Source organism: Streptomyces sp. NPDC107471, assembly GCF_055582845.1.
The window spans coordinates 191,420-210,269 of sequence record NZ_JBVJPC010000004.1 but is presented as its reverse complement, the minus strand read 5'-3'; the positions used below and the strand labels follow the sequence as shown (position 1 = coordinate 210,269).

At 72.1% G+C, this 18,850-nt stretch carries 17 protein-coding genes; 7 read left to right on the top strand and 10 right to left on the bottom strand.

Features of this window, described 5'->3' with window-relative positions; translation table 11 throughout:
* Positions 1 to 72 precede the first annotated feature (72 nt).
* From cysC to ACZ66S_RS14800, 3 genes are read left to right on the top strand one after another with little or no spacing between them, the layout of a single operon-like run.
* Positions 73 to 624, top strand: a complete 552-nt coding sequence (gene cysC / locus ACZ66S_RS14810; protein ID WP_469901909.1) for an adenylyl-sulfate kinase — start codon at positions 73 to 75, stop codon at positions 622 to 624.
* A complete protein-coding gene (gene cysD, locus ACZ66S_RS14805) occupies positions 621 to 1,523 on the top strand; it encodes a sulfate adenylyltransferase subunit CysD (protein ID WP_469901908.1) in 903 nt (300 codons plus the stop codon). Before cysC ends, cysD begins: the two co-directional genes overlap by 4 nt.
* A gap of 2 nt (positions 1,524 to 1,525) precedes the next feature.
* Positions 1,526 to 2,728: a sulfate adenylyltransferase subunit 1 gene (locus ACZ66S_RS14800; protein WP_469901907.1), complete on the top strand. Its 1,203-nt coding sequence runs from the start codon at positions 1,526 to 1,528 to the stop codon at positions 2,726 to 2,728.
* An 11-nt stretch (positions 2,729 to 2,739) separates the two neighbouring features.
* On the opposite strand, the gene ACZ66S_RS14795 is transcribed toward ACZ66S_RS14800, so the two are convergent.
* Positions 2,740 to 5,016, bottom strand: a complete 2,277-nt coding sequence (locus ACZ66S_RS14795) for a bifunctional salicylyl-CoA 5-hydroxylase/oxidoreductase (RefSeq protein WP_469901906.1) — start codon at positions 5,014 to 5,016, stop codon at positions 2,740 to 2,742.
* Between the two features lie 2 nt (positions 5,017 to 5,018).
* Positions 5,019 to 5,846: an enoyl-CoA hydratase family protein gene (locus ACZ66S_RS14790; protein WP_469901905.1), complete on the bottom strand. Its 828-nt coding sequence runs from the start codon at positions 5,844 to 5,846 to the stop codon at positions 5,019 to 5,021.
* A 306-nt stretch (positions 5,847 to 6,152) separates the two neighbouring features.
* On the opposite strand from ACZ66S_RS14790, the gene ACZ66S_RS14785 reads away from it, so the two are divergent.
* Positions 6,153 to 6,605, top strand: a complete 453-nt coding sequence (locus ACZ66S_RS14785) for an ATP-binding protein (RefSeq protein WP_469901904.1) — start codon at positions 6,153 to 6,155, stop codon at positions 6,603 to 6,605.
* A gap of 3 nt (positions 6,606 to 6,608) precedes the next feature.
* Here ACZ66S_RS14785 and argF read toward each other — a convergent pair whose 3' ends face one another.
* Together argF and ACZ66S_RS14775 are read right to left on the bottom strand one after the other, a co-directional pair.
* Entirely contained in the window at positions 6,609 to 7,616 is a 1,008-nt protein-coding gene (gene argF / locus ACZ66S_RS14780; protein ID WP_469901903.1) for an ornithine carbamoyltransferase, read from the bottom strand.
* 59 nt (positions 7,617 to 7,675) lie between these two features.
* Positions 7,676 to 8,899 (bottom strand): arginine deiminase, encoded by a 1,224-nt coding sequence (locus ACZ66S_RS14775; protein ID WP_469901902.1) that lies wholly within the window; start codon positions 8,897 to 8,899, stop codon positions 7,676 to 7,678.
* A 122-nt stretch (positions 8,900 to 9,021) separates the two neighbouring features.
* Between ACZ66S_RS14775 and ACZ66S_RS14770 the strand changes: the two genes are divergently transcribed.
* Together ACZ66S_RS14770 and ACZ66S_RS14765 are read left to right on the top strand one after the other, a co-directional pair.
* Positions 9,022 to 10,026: an SPFH domain-containing protein gene (locus ACZ66S_RS14770; RefSeq protein WP_469901901.1), complete on the top strand. Its 1,005-nt coding sequence runs from the start codon at positions 9,022 to 9,024 to the stop codon at positions 10,024 to 10,026.
* Entirely contained in the window at positions 10,023 to 10,913 is an 891-nt protein-coding gene (locus ACZ66S_RS14765; RefSeq protein ID WP_469901900.1) for a hypothetical protein, read from the top strand. The genes ACZ66S_RS14770 and ACZ66S_RS14765 overlap by 4 nt, the downstream gene beginning before the upstream one ends.
* A gap of 49 nt (positions 10,914 to 10,962) precedes the next feature.
* Here ACZ66S_RS14765 and ACZ66S_RS14760 read toward each other — a convergent pair whose 3' ends face one another.
* The 3 genes from ACZ66S_RS14760 to ACZ66S_RS14750 form a co-directional block, all read right to left on the bottom strand.
* Positions 10,963 to 13,509, bottom strand: coding sequence for a polynucleotide kinase-phosphatase (locus ACZ66S_RS14760; RefSeq protein ID WP_469901899.1), 2,547 nt, complete (start codon positions 13,507 to 13,509; stop codon positions 10,963 to 10,965).
* On the bottom strand, positions 13,506 to 14,984 hold the full coding sequence (locus ACZ66S_RS14755; RefSeq protein WP_469901898.1) for a 3' terminal RNA ribose 2'-O-methyltransferase Hen1: 1,479 nt from the start codon (positions 14,982 to 14,984) through the stop codon (positions 13,506 to 13,508). Before ACZ66S_RS14755 ends, ACZ66S_RS14760 begins: the two co-directional genes overlap by 4 nt.
* Positions 14,985 to 15,128: 144 nt before the next feature.
* On the bottom strand, positions 15,129 to 16,052 hold the full coding sequence (locus ACZ66S_RS14750; RefSeq protein ID WP_469901897.1) for an LLM class F420-dependent oxidoreductase: 924 nt from the start codon (positions 16,050 to 16,052) through the stop codon (positions 15,129 to 15,131).
* A 216-nt stretch (positions 16,053 to 16,268) separates the two neighbouring features.
* Between ACZ66S_RS14750 and ACZ66S_RS14745 the strand changes: the two genes are divergently transcribed.
* Positions 16,269 to 16,439, top strand: a complete 171-nt coding sequence (locus tag ACZ66S_RS14745) for a hypothetical protein (protein WP_469901896.1) — start codon at positions 16,269 to 16,271, stop codon at positions 16,437 to 16,439.
* A gap of 194 nt (positions 16,440 to 16,633) precedes the next feature.
* On the opposite strand, the gene ACZ66S_RS14740 is transcribed toward ACZ66S_RS14745, so the two are convergent.
* The 3 genes from ACZ66S_RS14740 to ACZ66S_RS14730 form a co-directional block, all read right to left on the bottom strand.
* Positions 16,634 to 17,098: a DUF6099 family protein gene (locus tag ACZ66S_RS14740; protein WP_469901895.1), complete on the bottom strand. Its 465-nt coding sequence runs from the start codon at positions 17,096 to 17,098 to the stop codon at positions 16,634 to 16,636.
* A 176-nt stretch (positions 17,099 to 17,274) separates the two neighbouring features.
* A complete protein-coding gene (locus ACZ66S_RS14735; RefSeq protein ID WP_469901894.1) occupies positions 17,275 to 17,601 on the bottom strand; it encodes a nucleotide pyrophosphohydrolase in 327 nt (108 codons plus the stop codon).
* Positions 17,598 to 18,794 (bottom strand): AAA family ATPase, encoded by a 1,197-nt coding sequence (locus tag ACZ66S_RS14730; protein ID WP_469901893.1) that lies wholly within the window; start codon positions 18,792 to 18,794, stop codon positions 17,598 to 17,600. Before ACZ66S_RS14730 ends, ACZ66S_RS14735 begins: the two co-directional genes overlap by 4 nt.
* Positions 18,795 to 18,850: the final 56 nt, after the last annotated feature.

Below are 18,850 nucleotides of genomic sequence, written 5' to 3'. Positions count from 1 at the left end.
CTCTGTCCCTCTTCTCAAGTTTCTTACCTAGCGTCCCCCGGGTCGTCGTGAGAAAGAAGAGGACCGTTGCGCATGACCACCACGGCAAGGGCTCGGGGAGCCACCGTCTGGCTGACGGGACTGCCGAGCGCGGGCAAGACGACCATCGCCCGTCTGCTCGGTGACCGGCTGAGGGCGGCGGGACACCGCGTGGAGGTCCTGGACGGCGACGAGATACGCCGCTTCCTCTCCGCCGGCCTCGGCTTCTCCCGCGAGGACCGCCACACCAACGTCCAGCGGATCGGCCTGGTCTCCGAGGTCCTCGCCCGCAACGGCGTGCTGTCCGTCGTCCCGGTGATCGCGCCGTACGCCGACAGCCGCGAGGCGGTGCGCAAGCGGCACGACGCGAGCGGGACGCCGTACGTCGAGGTGCATGTGGCGACACCGGTCGAGGTGTGCAGCGAACGGGACGTGAAGGGGCTCTACGCCCGCCAGGCCGCGGGCCGGCTCACCGGGCTGACCGGGGTGGACGATCCGTACGAGCCGCCGACGGACCCCGCGCTGGTGCTCAGGACGCAGGACCAGACGCCCCAGGAGTCGGCCGACAGCGTGTACGCGGTGCTGGCGGAGCGGGGGTTGGTGTGACCGGCTCGGGTCTCTCCCATCTGGACGCGCTGGAGTCCGAGGCGGTGCACATCCTCCGTGAGGTGGCGGGTGAGTTCGAGCGGCCGGTGATCCTGTTCTCCGGCGGCAAGGACTCGATCGTCATGCTGCATCTCGCGCTCAAGGCCTTCGCGCCCGCGCCCGTGCCCTTCTCCCTCCTGCATGTGGACACCGGACACAACTTCCCCGAGGTCCTGGAGTACCGCGACCGTGTGGTCGCCGCCCACGGGCTGCGTCTCCATGTGGCCTCCGTACAGGACTACATCGACCGGGGTGTGCTGCGCGAACGCCCGGACGGCACCCGCAACCCGCTCCAGACCCTCCCGCTCACCGAGAAGATCCAGTCCGAACGCTTCGACGCGGTGTTCGGCGGCGGACGCCGGGACGAGGAGAAGGCCCGGGCCAAGGAGCGGGTGTTCTCGCTGCGCGACGAGTTCTCGCAGTGGGACCCGCGCCGCCAGCGCCCCGAGCTGTGGAACCTGTACAACGGCCGCCACGCGCCGGGTGAGCACGTCCGCGTCTTCCCGCTGTCGAACTGGACCGAGCTGGACGTCTGGCAGTACATCGCCCGGGAGCGCATCGAACTCCCCGGGATCTACTACGCCCACCACCGCGAGGTCTTCCGACGGCACGGCATGTGGCTGACGGCCGGTGAGTGGGGCGGCCCGAAGGACGGCGAGAGCGTCGAGAAGCGGCAGGTCCGCTACCGGACCGTCGGTGACATGTCCTGCACGGGTGCCGTCGACTCCGACGCCGACAGCATCGAGAAGGTCATCGCCGAGATCGCCGCCTCCCGGCTCACCGAACGCGGTGCCACCCGCGCCGACGACAAGATGTCCGAAGCGGCGATGGAAGACCGCAAGCGCGAAGGGTACTTCTAGTCATGACCGTGGACACGCTCCGGTTCGCGACCGCCGGTTCGGTCGACGACGGCAAGTCGACCCTGGTGGGCCGGCTGCTGCACGACTCCAAGTCGGTCCTCGCCGACCAGTTGGAGGCCGTCGAGCGGGCCTCCGCGAGCCGCGGCCAGGAGGCCCCCGACCTCGCGCTGCTCACCGACGGCCTGCGCGCCGAACGCGAGCAGGGCATCACCATCGACGTGGCCTACCGCTACTTCGCCACCCCAAGGCGGCGGTTCATCCTCGCCGACACCCCCGGCCACGTGCAGTACACCCGCAACATGGTCACCGGCGCCTCCACCGCCGAACTGGCCGTCGTCCTGGTCGACGCCCGCAACGGAGTCGTCGAGCAGACCCGCCGGCACGCAGCGGTGGCCGCTCTGCTGCGCGTGCCGCACGTGGTGCTCGCGGTCAACAAGATGGACCTGGTCGGGTACGAGGAGAAGGACTTCGACCGGATCGTCGAGGACTTCGCCGGACACGCGGCCGAGCTGGGGCTGCCCGGGTTCACCCCGATCCCCGTCTCGGCCCTCGTCGGCGACAACGTCGTGGACCGCTCGGCCCGCATGGACTGGTACCGCGGCCCGGCGCTCCTGGAGTTCCTGGAGAATGTCCCGGTCGGAGCCGAGGCGGCCGACGCCCCGATTCGCTTCCCCGTCCAGTACGTCATCCGGGACGGCGAGGCCCGCCACTACGCGGGCCAGTTGGTGTCGGGATCGCTGCGGGTCGGCGACCGGGTCACCGTGCATCCGTCCGGCGAGACCTCGGAGATCACCGGCATCGACGTGCTCGGCTCCGCCGAGGACACCGCGCGGGCACCGCAGTCCGTCAGTGTCCGGCTCGCCGACCAGCGGGACGTCTCGCGCGGCGACATGATCACCTCGGGGGTCGACGTGCCGGCGCTCACCCGGGAGGTCCGGGCCGCCGTCTGCCACCTGGCCGACCGCCCGCTGAGGGTCGGTGACCGCGTCCTGGTCCGGCACACCACCCGGACCGTGAAGGCGTTGGTCCAGGACCTCGGCGGAGCCGCCGAGTTGACCGTCAACGACCTGGGCCGGATCACCCTGCGCACCGCGGACCCGCTCGCCCTCGACGACTACGCGGTCTCCCGGCGCACCGGGGCGTTCCTCCTGATCGACCCCGCGGACGGGTCGACCCTGACCGCGGGCATGGTCGACCTCTCCTGAGTTGTGGTCCCTCAAGTCCCCAGCGTGAGCCGGGGTTTGGGGGCGTCAGTACGTCCGGTCTGCGGCCGCCGGCTGCCCGCGCGGTACGGCTCGGGCCAGACGACACCGGGACCGTCGTACCCCTGCTCGGCGGCCGCGTGCAGGGTCCAGTGCGGGTCGTAGAGGTGCGGCCGGGCCAGCGCGCACAGGTCCGTGCGCCCGGCGAGGATGAGTGAGTTGACGTCGTCCCAGGAGGAGATGGCGCCGACCGCGATCACCGGGAGGCCGGTCTCGTTGCGGATCCGGTCGGCGTACGGCGTCTGGTACGAGCGCCCGTACTCCGGCTGTTCCTCGGCCACGACCTGCCCGGTCGAGACGTCGATCGCGTCGGCGCCGTGCGCGGCGAAGGCGCGGGCGATCTCGACCGCGTCCTCGGCCGTGTTGCCGCCCTCGGCCCAGTCGGTGGCGGAGACGCGGACGGTCATGGGCCGTTCCTGCGGCCAGACCTCCCGGACGGCGTCGAAGACCTCCAGCGGGAACCGCAGGCGCTTGGCGAGCGAGCCGCCGTAGGCGTCCGTGCGCCGGTTGGTGAGCGGGGAGAGGAATCCGGAGAGCAGGTAGCCGTGGGCGCAGTGCAGTTCGAGGAGGTCGAACCCGGCGCGGGCGGCGCGCCAGGCGGCCTGGGTGAACTGCAGCCGGATGTCGGTCAGTTGGGCGCGGCTGAGTTCGCGCGGGGTCTGGTTGGCGGGCGTGTAGGGGATCGGGGACGGCGCCACGAGCGGCCAGTTGCCCTCGGGCAGCGGTTCGTCGATGCCCTCCCACATCAGCTTGGTCGAACCCTTGCGGCCGCTGTGGCCGAGCTGCACGCCGATGGCGGTGCCCGGGGAGCGGGTGTGCACGAAGTTCGTGATCCGCTTCCACGCCTCGGCCTGCCTGCCGTTGTAGAGGCCGGTGCAGCCGGGTGTGATGCGTCCCTCGGGCGAGACGCACACCATCTCGGTCATCACCAGTGCGGCGCCGCCGAGGGCCCGGGCGCCCAGGTGGACCAGGTGGAAGTCGTCGGGGACGCCGTCGGTGGCGGAGTACATGTCCATCGGCGACACCACGACCCGGTTGCGCAGGGTCAGCCCGCGCAGCCGGAACGGGGTGAACATCGGGGGCGTGTCCGGCGGGCAGCCGAACTCGCGCTCCACGGCTCCGGTGAAGCGGGGGTCGCGCAGGCGCAGGTTGTCGTGGGTGACGCGGCGGCTGCGGGTGAGCAGGTTGAAGGCGAACTGGCGGGGCGGCTGGTCGAGGTACAGGCCGAGGTTCTCGAACCACTCCAGGCTGGCGCGGGCGGCGCGCTGGGTGGAGGCGACGACGGGTTTGCGCTCCGTCTCGTAGGCCGCCAACGCCTCTTCCAGGGACGGCTGTTCGTCGAGGCAGGCGGCAAGGGCGAGGGCGTCCTCCACCGCGAGCTTGGTGCCGGAGCCGATGGAGAAGTGGGCGGTGTGGGCCGCGTCGCCGAGCAGCACGGTGTTGCCGTGCGACCAGTGTGCGTTGACCACGGTGCGGAAGGTGGTCCAGGTGGAGTTGTTGGAGCGCAGCGGGCGGCCACGCAGCGCCTCCGCGAAGATCTTGGCGCAGCTCTCCGTCGACTCCTGCACGGGAACCTCGTCGAAGCCGGCGGCCCGCCAGACCTCCTCGCGCATCTCGATGATCACGGTGGAGGCGTCGGACGCGTAGGGGTAGCCGTGGAGTTGCATCACGCCGTGTTCGGTCTCGGCGATCTCGAAGCGAAAGGCTTCGAAGGGGAAGTCGGCGGCGAGCCAGATGTAGCGGCAGTGGTGCGGGGTCACATGGGGGCGGAACACATGGGCGTGGGCCGCGCGGGTGGTGCTGTTGACTCCGTCGGCGGCGATGACGAGGTCGTGCGTCTCCGCCAGGCCGGCCGGTGCCTCCGTGCGGAAGCGGAGGTCGACGCCGAGGGCGCGGCAGCGGTCGTGCAGTATCCCGAGGAGTCGCCTGCGGCCGAGGGCGGCGAAGCCATGGCCTCCGGAGGTGTGCCGAACGCCCCGGTGCACGATGTCGATGTCGTCCCAGCGGACGAAGTCCTCGCACAGGGCCTCGTAGACCTGTGGATCCGCGTGCTCGATGCCTCCGAGGGTCTCGTCGGAGAGCACCACCCCGAAGCCGAAGGTGTCGTCCGGGGCGTTGCGTTCCCACACGGTGATCCCGCGCCGGGGGTCGAGCCGCTTCAGGAGGGCCGCCGCGTACAGGCCGCCGGGGCCGCCGCCGATGACCGCGATGCGCCGGACGGAGGTCGACATGGTCACCGCCCCTTCCATTTCGGCGGCCTCTTCGCCGTGAACGCCGCGTGGAACTCCCGGTAGTCCTCGCCGTTCATCAGCAGGGCCTGGGTCGAGGCGTCCAGTTCCACCGAGGCCGCCAGCGGCATGTCCAGCTCGGCCGTCAGCAGCGCCTTCGTCTGGGCGTACGCCAGCGCCGGGCCCTCGGCCAGGCGCCTGGCGAGGGCCTGGGCTGCCTCGTCGGCGCCGCCCTCCGGTGTCAGTTCGCTGATCAGGCCGATCCGTTCGGCCTCGGGGGCGCGGACCGGTTCGCCGAGCATGAGCAGACGGGTGGCGTGGCCGAGGCCGACCACGCGGGGCAGCAGATAGGCAGCGCCCATGTCGCCGCCGGACAGGCCGACGCGGGTGAAGAGGAAGGCGAAGCGGGCCGAGGGGTCGGCCACCCGGAAGTCGGCGGCGAGGGCGAGGACCGCGCCCGCGCCCGCCGCGACCCCGTGCACGGCCGCGATCACCGGGAAGGGGCACTCCCGTACGGCCCGCACGACCTGGCCCGTCATCCGGTTGAAGTCGAGGAGCTGGGCGGTGTCCATGGCGAGGGTGGCGCCGATGATCTCGTCGACGTCCCCGCCGGAGCAGAAGCCGCGGCCCTCGCCGGCCAGGACCAGGGCCCGGACGGAACGCTCCCGGGACAGCTCGGCGAGCAGGTCGCGCAGGTCGGCGTAGGCGCCGAAGGTGAGCGCGTTGAGCTTGTCGGGGCGGGCGAGAGTGACCGTGGCGACACCTTCGGCGAGGTCGACACGCAGGTGCTGCCAGTCGGGGGTGCGGGCGGCGGAGCCGGTGAAGGGGCTCATGTCCGTGCGGCCTCCTCGTGCTCGGGCGGGGTGCGAGGTTCGAGGTGCGCTCTGCCCTTCGAAGCTATCACTCATCTTTGACTGTCGTCACGAGTGCGCGATAGGGCAGGCGGATGTGACCCGGCCCCGTCACATCCGTCACGGCTCGTCGACAGAGCGGCAACGGCGGGATCAGCCGTGCGAGGCAAGCCGTTGCTACGGGTAAGCCGCCTGCCAACGGGGCCGAAGGTCCCGCGCGGTGCCCGCCCGACGACCCGTCCGGCGGCGCCGTACCATTCATATGGTTGAAAGCAGGACAGCCTGCTCATGAACGGACCCGCCTTGCAAGATCGCCCCTCAGCCTCCGCCTCCTGGCGCATCGCGCTGCCGCATTCCGCCGCGGCCGTGCCCGTGGCGCGCGCTCTGGTGCGCACCGCGCTGGCCGAGCTGGAGCACGGGGCGGACTGCGACACCGCGGAGCTGCTCACGGCCGAGCTGGTGGCCAACGCCGTGGAGCACACCGCCGGCGACACCCCGATAGAGCTGGTCGTGGAGCTGCTGCCGACCGGCTGCCAGGTCGAGGTGCACGACCCGGACCCGGCGCCCCCGGGCCACCTGACCCACCCGGACACCGGGGAACCCGACCCCTGGCAGGAGCACGGCCGGGGACTGCTGCTGATCAGGGCGCTCAGCTCGTCGTGCGGTCACCGCCCGACCGAGACCGGCAAGGCGGTCTGGTTCCGGCTGCCGGTGGTGCCGCCCCAGTGGCACCCGGCGTGAGACTCAGGCCAGCGTCGCGACCAGCACGGCCTTGATCGTGTGCAGCCGGTTCTCCGCCTCGTCGAAGACGACCGAGTGCGCCGACTCGAACACCTCGTCCGTGACCTCCAGGGACTCCAGTCCGTGGGTCTCGAAGATCTCCTGCCCCACCTTCGTGCCGAGGTCGTGGAAGGCGGGCAGGCAGTGCAGGAACTTGACGTCAGCGTTCCCCGTGGCCCGCAGCACGTCCATGGTCACCGCGTACGGCGACAACGCGGCGATCCGCTCGTTCCACACGCCCTTCGGCTCCCCCATGGAGACCCAGACGTCGGTGGCGACGAAGTCCGCCCCCCGCACGCCCTCCTCCAGTGACTCGGTGAGGGTGATCCGCGCCCCGCTGTCCACGGCGAGCGCCCGGGCCCGCTCGACGACCTCCTGCGCGGGCCAGTAGGTCTTCGGCGCGACGATCCGTACATCCATCCCCAGCAGCGCACCGGTGACCAGGTACGAGTTGCCCATGTTGAAGCGCGCGTCGCCCAGGTAGGCGAACGCGATCTCCCGGACCGGCTTCGCGGTGTGCTCGGTCATCGTGAGCACGTCGGCCAGCATCTGCGTGGGGTGCCAGTCGTCGGTGAGGCCGTTGTAGACCGGCACACCGGCACAGGCGGCCAGCTCCTCCACCTTCTGCTGGCTGTCCCCGCGGTACTCGATCCCGTCGTACATGCGGCCGAGCACGCGCGCGGTGTCCCGCACGGACTCCTTGTGCCCGATCTGCGAGCCGGACGGGTCGAGGTACGTCGTGGAGGCGCCCTGGTCCGCGGCGGCGACCTCGAACGCGCAGCGGGTGCGCGTCGAGGTCTTCTCGAAGATCAGCGCGATGTTCTTCCCGTTCAGGTGGCGGGTCTCGGTCCCGGCCTTCTTGGCGGCCTTCAGCTCGGCGGCCAGCTCGACGAGGCCGAGGAACTCCTCCGCCGTGAAGTCGAGCTCCTTGAGGAAGTGGCGCCCGGCGAGGGCGGTGGGGACAGTCGCCATGGGGGCGCTCCAGAGGGACGGGAACAGGATGCTGGAAGTCTATACGATATTCAGCATTTCTATACAGCCGCCCGCTCCACCGGGCAGCTCATGCAGCGCGGCCCGCCCCGCCCCCGCCCCAGCTCGCTGCCCGGGATCTCGATGACCTCGATGCCCTGCTTGCGCAGATGGGTGTTGGTGGTGGCGTTGCGCTCGTAGGCGACGACGACGCCGGGCTCCACCGCGAGGACGTTGCAGCCGTCGTCCCACTGCTCGCGCTCGGCCGCGTGCACGTCCTGGGTGGCGGTCAGCACCCGGATCTCGCTCAGCCCGAGGGCGGCGGCGATCGCGCGGTGCATGTGCTCCGGCGGGTGGTCGGTGACCTTGAGCTCCTTGTCGTCGACGCCCGGTTCGATGGTGTACGACCGGAGCATGCCGAGCCCGGCGTACTGGGTGAAGGTGTCCCCGTCGACCATCGTCATCACGGTGTCGAGATGCATGAAGGCCCGCCGCTTCGGCATGTCGAGGGCCACGATCGACTGCGCCGAGCCCTCGGCGAACAGCTTGTGCGCGAGCATCTCGACGGCCTGGGGCGTGGTGCGCTCGCTCATGCCGATGAGGACGGCGCCGTTGCCGATGACGAGGACGTCACCGCCCTCGATGGTGGACGGGTAGTCGGCCTGCCCCTCCGACCAGAGATGGAACGTCTCGTCGCGGAAGAGCGGGTGGTGGCGGTAGATCGCCTCGAAGTGGACCGTCTCGCGCTGGCGGGCGGGCCACTTCATGGCGTTGACGGAGACCCCGTCGTATATCCAGGCGGAGGTGTCCCGGGTGAACAGGTGGTTGGGCAGCGGGGCGAGCAGGAAGTCGTCGAGGTCCATGACATGGAAGCGCACGGAGGTCGGCTCCGGGTGCGCGTCCAGGAACTCCCGCTTGGTCATGCCGCCGACGAGGGCCTCCGCGAGCTCCCCGGCGGGCAGTGCCTCGAAGGCGGCCCGCAGGTGGTCGGTGGCCAGCGGGCCGTACTCCTTCTCGTCGAAGACGTGGCCGAGCACGAGGGACCGGGCCGCCGGGACCTCCAGGGCCTCGGCGAGCAGGTCGCCGAAGAGGTGCACGGCGACACCGCGGTCGCGCAGCACGTCCGCGAACCCGTCGTGCTCGGCGCGCGCCCGGCGCACCCACAGCACGTCGTCGAAGAGGAGTGCGTCCTTGTTGCTGGGGGTGAGCCTTTTGAGCTCGAGATCCGGCCGGTGCAGGATGACGCGGCTGAGCCGCCCGGCCTCGGAGTCGACATGGAATCCCATGCCTCCATCCTGACCAACGGGGGGCCTGTTGACGCCCCCGTCCGCCCGGCTTTCTGTTCTCGTCCCCTTGACGACAACGCATCGGCCCAGTTATCGTCTGACAGACGAAAAGAGGGGGTTCGATGGCCGACATCACCCGGCGCCTCGGCTGGCGCCACCTGCGCGGTGCGCCCACGGCGCACATCCGGCACCACCGCGGCGGCACCCTGCTGCACGACGGTCCCGGACTCAGCTTCTGGTTCCGCGCACTGACGGCCGCGCTCTCCGAGGTCCCCGTGGACGACCGCGAGTTGGCGATGACCTTCCACGCCCGTACGTCCGACTTCCAGGACGTGGCGGTGCAGGCGACCGTGACCTACCGGATCGGCGACCCGGCCCTCGCCGCCGCCCGACTGGACTTCTCCATCGACCCCGACACCGGGGTGTGGCGGGGCGCGCCCCTGGAGCAACTGGGCACCCTGCTCACGGAGACGGCCCAGCAGCACGCGCTCGACGTGCTGGCCCGCACTCCCCTGTCGTCCGCCCTGGTCGACGGGGTGACGGCAGTCCGTGAGCGGGTCGCGGCCGGCCTGGACGCCGAGCCCCGGCTGCCGGCCACCGGCATCGAGGTGGTCGCCGTCCGCGTGATGGCCCTGAGACCCGAGCCGGAGGTGGAGCGGGCCCTGCGTACCCCGGCCCGCGAGCAGATCCAGCAGGAGGCCGACCGGGCGACCTACGAGCGGCGGGCGGTCGCCGTGGAGCGCGAGCGGACCATCGCCGAGAACGAACTGGCCAGCCAGATCGAACTCGCCCGCCGCGAGGAGCAGTTGGTCGAGCAGCGGGGCACGAACGCCCGCCGGGAGGCGGAGGAGCACGCGGCGGCGGACGCGGTGCGCGCCGAGGCGGAGGCCACGCGTTCGGTACGGCTGGCCCGCGCGGAGGCCGAGGGAGTGCGCGCGGTCGGCGACGCAAAGGCACAGGCACAGGCCGCCTGGCTGAAGGTGCACGGGGACGTCGAGGTCGCCACCCTGCACGCCCTCACCGGGACCCGGCTCGCGGAGAACCTGCCGAACATCGACAGCGTGACGATCTCCCCCGACGTGCTGACGGGGCTGCTGGCCAGGCTGGGCGCGCGGGAGCCGGAGTGAGTCTCGCGCCCCGCGCCGTCCTGGTCCACCGCACCACGGAGTACGCGGAGCTGGTGGCCCACCACGGCACCCACGGCCAGGCCGCCTTCTTCCTCTCCTCCCGGGGCCGGGACATCGCGGAGGTCGCCGAACGCCACGAGCGGACCCGCCGGGCGCTCGCCGAGGTGACCGCCGCGATCCCGCTGACCTGGCGTCAGGCGCGGGTGGAGCGAGGCGACCTGGACCGCTTCCTGTTCGCCCCCGAGGACGTCGTGATCGTCGTCGGCCAGGACGGACTGGTGGCGAACGCGGCCAAGTACCTGTCCGGCCAGCCGGTGCTGGGCATCGACAGCGAGCCCGGCCGCAACCCCGGTGTCCTGGTACGGCACCGGCCGCGGGACACGGCGAAGCTGCTCGCGGCGAGCGGTGCGGGCGCCGACGAGCTGACGATGGTCGAGGCCGTCGCGGACGACACCCAGCGCCTCGTCGCCCTGAACGAGATCTACCTGGGCGCCGCCGGTCACCAGACCGCCCGGTACCGCCTGGGCCTGGAGGGCGACGGGGGTGTCGTCGAGGCCCAGGCGTCCTCGGGAGTGCTGGTGGGGACGGGGACCGGAGCCACGGGCTGGCTCCGGTCCGTGTGGCAGGAGCGGGGCGGTGCCCTGCGGCTGCCCGCCCCGACGGAGACCCGCCTGGTCTGGTTCGTCCGCGAGGCCTGGCCCTCCCCGGCCACCGGCACCTCACTGACCGCCGGTGAGCTCCCCGCCCCCGCCCGCCTCCGCCTCACCGTCGAGTCCGAGCGCCTGATCGCCTTCGGCGACGGGATGGAGGGCGACTCGCTGGAGCTGACGTGGGGACAGACCGTGGAGGTGGGGGTGTGCGGGGAGCGGTTGCGGCTGGTGGGGTAGGGGATGACGGTGAGGGTGAGGGGTGACCGGTGGGTCACCCCTCGTCGACTCAGAGCCTCGGGTCGACCGGCTCCGACTCCAGGGCCAGCACCCCGAACACCGCCTCGTGGACCCGCCACAGCGGCTCGCCCTCCGCCAGCCGGTCCAGGGCCTCCAGGCCGAGGGCGTACTCGCGGATCGCGAGGGAGCGCTTGTGGTTCAGGAACCTCTTGCGCAGCCGGTCGAGGTTCTCCGGGCGGGTGTACTCGGGGCCGTAGATGATCCTCAGGTACTCCCGGCCGCGGCACTTGATGCCGGGCTGCACCAGTCGGCCCTCCGTGCTGCGGACCACCGCGCCGAGCGGCTTGACGACCATGCCCTCGCCGCCGCGGCCGGTCATCTCCAGCCACCAGTCGACGCCCGCCCGCACCGACTCCGGGTCGCCTGTGTCGACGTAGAGGCGCCGGGTGGTCTGGAGCAGGCCCGTGCCGTCGTGCTCCACCAGGCGGTCCAGCAGGGCCAGTTGCTCGTCGTGCGGGAGCCCGGCGAGGCTGCGGCCCTGGACCGCGAGGACCTGGAACGGTGCCAGGCGGACGCCGTCCAGGCCGTCGGTGGTCCAGCAGTAGCGGCGGTACGCGTCGGTGAAGGCGCCGGCCGCGTCGGCTCGTTCCTGCTGGCGGGCCAGCAGGTCCGACACGTCCACGCCCCGGCCCGCGGCGCCCCTGAGCGCGGCCAGCGCACCCGGGAACACCGCGCCGGACGCGGCGCCGACGGCCGCGTACTGCGACCTCAGCAGTCCGGCGGCCTTCAGCGACCACGGCATCAGCTCGGCGTCCAACAGGAGCCAGTCGGTGTCGAGTTCGGACCACAGGCCGGCCTCGCCGATCGCCGTCCGCAGCCGGTCGAGGATCGTCTCCGTCACCGACTCGTCGTCGAAGAAGGGCCGTCCGGTACGGGTGTAGAGCGAGCCCGTCGGTCCGCCTTCGACGCCGAAGCGCCCGCGGGCCGTCTCCGCGTCCCGGCACACCAGGGCCACCGCCCGCGAGCCCATGTGCTTCTCCTCGCACACGACCCGCTCGACCCCGTCCCCGGCGTACTGCGCGAACGCCTCCGCCGGGTGCTCCAGGTAGCCCTCGACACGGCTGGTCGCCGTCGGGGCCATGGTCGGCGGCAGGTACGGCAGCAGCCGCGGGTCCACCGCGAAACGGCTCATGACCTCCAGGGCCGCGGCCGCGTTCTCCTCGCGGACCGCCACCCGCCCCTGGTGCCGGGTCTCGACCGCCCTGCGGCCGTGCACGTCGGCCAGGTCGAGCGGCCGGCCGTCGTGCCCGCCGGGCGCCTCCGACCTCAGCGGCTTCACCGGCTCGTACCAGACCCGCTCCGCCGGTACGTCGACCAGCTCCCGCTCCGGCCAGCGCAGCGCCGTGAGCTTGCCGCCGAAGACCGCGCCGGTGTCCAGGCAGATGGTGTTGTTGAGCCAGGTCGCCTCCGGGACCGGGGTGTGGCCGTAGACCACGGCGGCCCGGCCCCGGTAGTCCTCCGCCCACGGGTAGCGCACCGGCAGCCCGAACTCGTCGGTCTCCCCCGTGGTGTCGCCGTACAGGGCGTGCGAGCGGACCCGGCCGGAGGTGCGGCCGTGGTACTTCTCCGGCAGACCCGCGTGGCAGACGACCAGGCGGCCGCCGTCGAGGACGTAGTGGCTGACGAGTCCGTCGATGAACTCCCGCACCTCGGCCCGGAACTCGTCGGACACGGCCTCCATCTGCTCGATGGTCTCCGCGAGGCCGTGGGTGTGCTGGACCTTGCGGCCCTTAAGGTAACGGCCGTACTTGTTCTCGTGGTTGCCCGGCACACACAGCGCGTTGCCCGACGTGACCATGGACATCACGCGGCGCAGCACCCCGGGACTGTCCGGGCCGCGGTCGACGAGGTCGCCGACGAAGACCGCGGTACGGCCCTCGGGGTGAACGCCGTCGACATAGCCCAACTTGCCCAGCAGCGACTCCAGTTCCGAGGCGCAGCCGTGGATGTCGCCGACGATGTCGAAGGGGCCGGTGAGGTGGGTCAGGTCGTTGAAGCGCTTCTCGGTGACGACGGTGGCGTGCTCGATGTCCTCGACCCCGCGCAGGACGTGCACCTTGCGGAAGCCCTCGCGCTCCAGGTGGCGGATCGAGCGCCGCAGTTCTCGGATGTGCCGCTTGATGACCCGGACCGGCATGTCGGCCCGGTCGGTGCGGCCCGCGTTGCGCTCGGCGCACACCTCCTCGGGCACGTCCAGGACGATGGCGATCGGCAGGACGTCGTACTGCTTGGCCAGGTCGACGAGCTGGCGCCGGGAGTCCGACTGCACGCTGGTGGCGTCGACGACCGTGCGGCGGCCTGCGGCCAGGCGCTTGCCCGCGATGTAGTGCAGGACGTCGAAGGCGTCCTTGGTGGCGCCCTGGTCGTTCTCGTCGTCGGAGACCAGGCCCCGGCAGAAGTCCGAGGAGATCACCTCGGTCGGCTTGAAGTGCCGGCGGGCGAAGGTGGACTTGCCGGAGCCGGAGGCGCCGACGAGGACGACGAGGGAGAGGTCGGTGACGGGGAGCACCCGTCCCCTGGTCTGTGTCTCGCTCATGCGGCCTTCGCCTCCTTCTCGGTCCTGATCACGGCTGTGCTCAATTCAAAAACGGCCATCTGCGTGGGTGGTCCGACTTCGGGGTCGTCCGGTCCCACGGGCACGAACTCCACGTCGTAGCCGTGGCGTTCGGCCACCGCCGCCGCCCAGGCGTGGAACTCCGCGCGGGTCCACTCGAAGCGGTGGTCGCCGTGCCGGACGTGCCCGGCCGGGAGGGACTCCCAGCGGACGTTGTACTCGACGTTCGGGGTCGTCACGAGGACGGTCCGGGGGCGGGCCGCGCCGAACACCGCGTACTCCAGGGCGGGCAGCCGGGGCAGGTCGAGGTGCTCGATCACCTCGCTGAGCACGGCCGCGTCGTACCCCTTGAGCCGCTTGTCGGTGTACGCGAGCGAGCCCTGGAAGAGCCGCACGCGCGAGGCCATCCGCTCCCCCATGCGGTCCAGCTTGAGCCGCCGGGAGGCGATGGTCAGGGCCCGCACCGACACGTCGACGCCGACGATCTCGGTGAACGCCGGGTCCTTGAGCAGCGCCTGCACCAACTGGCCCTGTCCGCAGCCGAGATCGAGGACGCGGGCGGCACCGGCGGCGCGCAGCGCCTCCATGATGGCCTCGCGGCGCTGCACGGCGAGCGGGGTCGGCTTCTCCTCGGTCTCGGTCTCCGCCCCGACGGCGTTGTCGATGTCCTCGACCTCCGTGTCGTCGGTCTCCGCGAGCCGCACCAGCTCCAGGCGTTCCATCGCCTCGCGCGTCAGCGACCAGCGGCGGGACAGATAGCGGCTGGTGATCAGTTGCTGCTCCGGGTGCTCGGGCAGCCAGCCCTCGCCGGCCCTGAGCAGCTTGTCGACCTCGTCGGGGGCCACCCAGTAGTGCTTGGCGTCGTCGAGGACCGGCAGCAGGACGTACAGGTGGCGCAGGGCCTCGGCGACGGTGAGCCGCGTGGACTCCAGTTCGAGGCGGACGTAGCGCGAGTCGCCCCACTCCGGGAAGTCGGCGTCCAGCGCCACCGCGTCGACGGTCACGGTCCAGCCGAGCGGTTCGAACAGCCGCCGTACGAGACCCGGGCCGCCGCGGGCCGGGAGCGCCGGCACCTCGATGCGCAACGGCCGTGGCTGCGCGGGCAGTTCGGGCCTGGCGTGGCACACCCCGCGCATCGCGCTGGAGAAGACCGCGCTCAGCGCCACCGCGAGCAGCGAGGAGGCCGCGTAGGGGCGGTCGTTGACGTACTGGGCGAGCGCCGCGTCCGGGGCGCCGCCGCGTCCCTTGCCCTTGCCGCGCCTGACCAGCGCCACCGCGTCGACCTCCATCAGCAGCGCCGCCGTGCAGCGCTGATCGTCCGCCTCGGGATACAGGACGTGCGCCCTGCCGTAGGAGGTGGAGAACGCCTGCGCCTTGTCGGGATGCTTGTGCAGCAGGAAGCCGAGGTCGGTGGCGGGACGTTCGGAGGTGCCGGTGGTACTGATCGTCAGAAACATGCGTGTGGCCTCTCAGGCCGGTGGACGGGACAGGGTGCCGTGCGCGCGAAAGCCCCCGAGAACGGTGATCCCGGGGGCTCGGCAGGACGACCTCCTCAGCTTGGCACAGTCGGTCCCACCAGCGCCTTCGATTAAGGGAGGCGGTTACGGGAGCTGCGGGCGCACCTGCGCGGAGATCAGCTCCAGGTGGTCCAGGTCGTCGAGGTCGAGGATCTGGAGGTAGATCCGGCTGGAGCCCACGGCGGCGTAGCGGCCGATCTTGTCGACGACCTCGGCGGGGGTGCCGGCCAGGCCGTTGGCCTTGAGCTCCTCGACGTCACGGCCGATCGCCGCGGCGCGGCGGGCGACCTCCTGGTCGTCCTTGCCGACGCAGGCCACGAGGGCGTTGGAAAAGGTGATCGCGTCGGCCGCGCGACCCGCCTCCCGGGCGGCGGCACGGACCCGGCCGAACTGGGTCTCGCTGTCCTCGACCGAGCCGAACGGCAGGTTGAACTCGTCGGCGTAACGGGCGGCGAGACGCGGGGTGCGGGTCGCGCCGTGGCCGCCGATCAGCACGGGGATCCTCTGCTGGGCGGGCTTGGGCAGCGCGGGCGACTTCGTGAGCTCGTAGTGCTCGCCGTGGAAGTCGAAGGTCTCGCCCGGCTCGGTGGCCCACAGGCCGGTGACGATGGCGAGCTGCTCCTCCAGGCGGGGGAACTTCTCCTTCGGGAAGGGGATGCCGTACGCCTTGTGCTCCTCCTCGAACCACCCCGCGCCCAGGCCGAGTTCGACGCGGCCGCCGGACATCTGGTCGACCTGGGCTACCTGGATGGCGAGGACGCCGGGCAGCCGGAAGGTGGCGGCGGTCATCAGGGTGCCGAGGCGGATCCGCTTGGTCTCACGGGCGAGGCCGGCGAGGGTGATCCAGGCGTCGGTGGGGCCGGGGAGACCGTCGGCGTCGCCCATCTTCAGGTAGTGGTCGGAGCGGAAGAACGCGTCGAAGCCGAGGTCCTCGGTGGCCTTGGCGACGGTGAGCAGGGTGTCGTAGCTCGCGCCCTGCTGGGGCTCGGTGAAGATGCGGAGATCCATGACTCCATCCTGCACGCAGGGGTGAGCCGCGGCCTCACCGGTCCCTGCCGCCTCCGCCGTCCCCGGGCGGGTGAAATTCGGGCCCCGGCGCACGCGAGGCGCGGCGGTGCCAGTGACCGGGCCCTTCGGTGATCGTTGGCTCGGGCGGAGCCGGCCTGTCGTCGCCGGTGCGTCATCCGTCACCCGTGTGTGGGTCCTTGGGCCGAGGAGGCCGTCATGTCCGAAGAAACCGTGCCGCTGACTGCGGGGGCCGGGCAGCCGAAAGGGCTGTTGCAGCAGATGGAGGAGCTGATGGCGGCACTGAACGCGGATCTGTCGGCGTTGGACGCGGATCTTCAGGGGGCCGGGGGTTCGCCACGGGCGGTGGGTGAGGAGGAGGTCGGCTGAGGTTCTGGGGTCGTGCGGCTGCTGATGCCTTGTGGCTGGTCGCGCGGTTCCCCGCGCCCCTGAGCGGGTGCAGTCGAACCGTGCTCGGTCGCACCCGCCTGTCCAGGGGCGCGGGGCCGTGACATCAGCGGCTTTGCCGCGGGGCGCGCCCGGCCCCCACGCGCCCAGCCCCCACCGGGCCGCGGCCGAAGAACTCACCCCGCCGCCGGCAACTCCTCCCCCCGGTCAGCGAGTCTTCGCAGCATCTGCAGGACCCGGTCCCGCGACTCGTCCGCCGCGTCGATCGCCTCCATGCACTGCCAGTACGTCGTCTCGTCGTCCGCCGCGCAGGCCAGGCCGACCAGGGCTATGCCCACCTCGCCGAGGAGGCCGCCGAGGCACAGGAGGGCCTGCCGGGCGTCGCCGAGGTCGGTGAGCTGGGCGGCCCGCAGCTCCGCCATCTCGATGTCGGGGCGCTCCAAGACCCCGCAGCCCCGGCCCGCGAGCTCGGTCAGCCCCAGGGCCTCGCCCCGGAGTTCGGGCGGCCCGGCGACCGCGAGGCGGCTCCCTATCGCCTGGGCCAGGGCCTGCGCCTGCCACACCTCCGCCATGACCTGAGGCGCCTCGCCGCCCCCGGCCAGGGCACGCCTGCTCGTCACGATGAGCCGCACCGCGTCCATCGGCTGCCCCCGTCTGTCACGACGTCCCCGGGCCCGTCCGCCCGAACTCCCTTGTCCACTACCCAGAGTGAGGTCGCTCGGAACGAAAAACCAGAGGTAGACGGAAATCTGTGGACAACAAATCGATTTCGGTCGCGATTTTCGTCACGGAGAGTGAAAGAGGACGGAATCCTTCCTCAGGGTGCGGGGAACCGCCGTTCGTTGCGGTCGATCTTCGCGGCCAGCGCGGCCAGCGCGTCGACGCCGAGCACCTCGCAGAGCTGGAGCAGATACGCGAGCACGTCGGCGATCTCGTCCGTGACGCGGTGCGCGGTGTCGGGGTCGGCCATGACCCGGGCCGACTCCTCCGGGGTCAACCACTGGAAGATCTCGACCAGTTCGGAGGCCTCCACGCTGAGCGCGGCGACGAGGTTCTTGGGGGTGTGGTAGGGCTGCCAGTCGCGCGCCGCCGCGAAGTCGGCCAGCCGGCGCTGCAGTTTCGCCACGTCGAGGGGTTCTGTCACGGCTCCAGGTGTACCACCGTGACCCCGTCCGTCCCGGTGGCCCACGAGGCGTCGCTCACCGCGCCGACGAACCGGATGTGGCCGCGGTCGCACATCCGCACGGCCAGTCGCAGGAGTTCGGCGCGCTGCCGCGGGTCCAGGTTCCGGTCGAGGTTGTCGGCGAGCACGGTGAGCGTCTGCATCGCCGCGGGCACCTCGCCGACCGGGTCGACCTCCAGCACTCCGGGTCCGGTCAGCAGCACCAGCGCGAGGGCGAGGTACCGCAACTCGCCGTCGCCCAGCCGCCCGAGCTCCGTCCGGCCGCCGTCCCCGCGGTCGAGCAGCGCCCGGACCGTCCCGCCGGGCAGCGTCTCGGCGAGCACGTCGGCGACCGGTCCCGCACATCCGGCGTGCACCGCGGCGACGAGCTGGGCGTGCCGTCGGCCGCACTCCGCGCGGGTGCGCCCCAGGACGTCCGCGAGGTTGTCGCAGCCGCCGAGCAGCCGTCCGGAACCGGTCGGGACGGGCAGCCGCATACGGCCGGGCCGTGGGTCGCAGCCGAACACGGAGCGCAGGGCGACGACCATCTGCTCGGCGGCGGCGAGGACGCGCCGCTGTCCGTCCGTCTTGCCGGCCACGCGCAGCGGCAGCAGCGGGGTGCCGAGCCGGTCGTCCGGGAGGGGCGCGCGGGTGACCGGCGCGCTGCCGGCGGTGTGCCAGGCGGCCTGCACGGCCCGGCGGGAGGGATCGCGCAGGGCGGTCTCCAGCAGGACGAGTCCGCCGGACGTCAACCGCTCCCCCACGATGCGCAGTTCGGGCTCGGCCTGGACGGCGACATCGAGCCGGACCGGCCCCTCGGGCCCGTCGGCCGTGCAGCCGATCCGGAAGCCGCGGCGGCGCTGGGCGTCGGGGCGGGCCCGGTCGGGGACACAGGCCGCGGGCCGGGGGAACGCCTCGGCGAGGCTCGCGCCGCCACCGAGCCGGGCGAGCGCCTCGTACGCCCTGAGTGCGCTCGTCTTGCCGCTCCCGCTGGGTCCGGCCAGCAGGGTCAGCGGCCCGAGCGGCAGTCCGGCCCGCCGGTGCCCGGCGTAGGCGGAGAGTCGCAGTTCGGTGAGGCAGGGCCGGTCGGGGCGGTACCCGTCGCCCTGCGACAGCTCCGCGAGCGGAGGAGCCGACTGGGCCGGCACGACGGAGGAGGCGGGGGACGCGCGCATATCCGGACCGTAGGGCTCCGCCACCGGACGAACCGTTCCTGCGCCGCGGCCTTCCT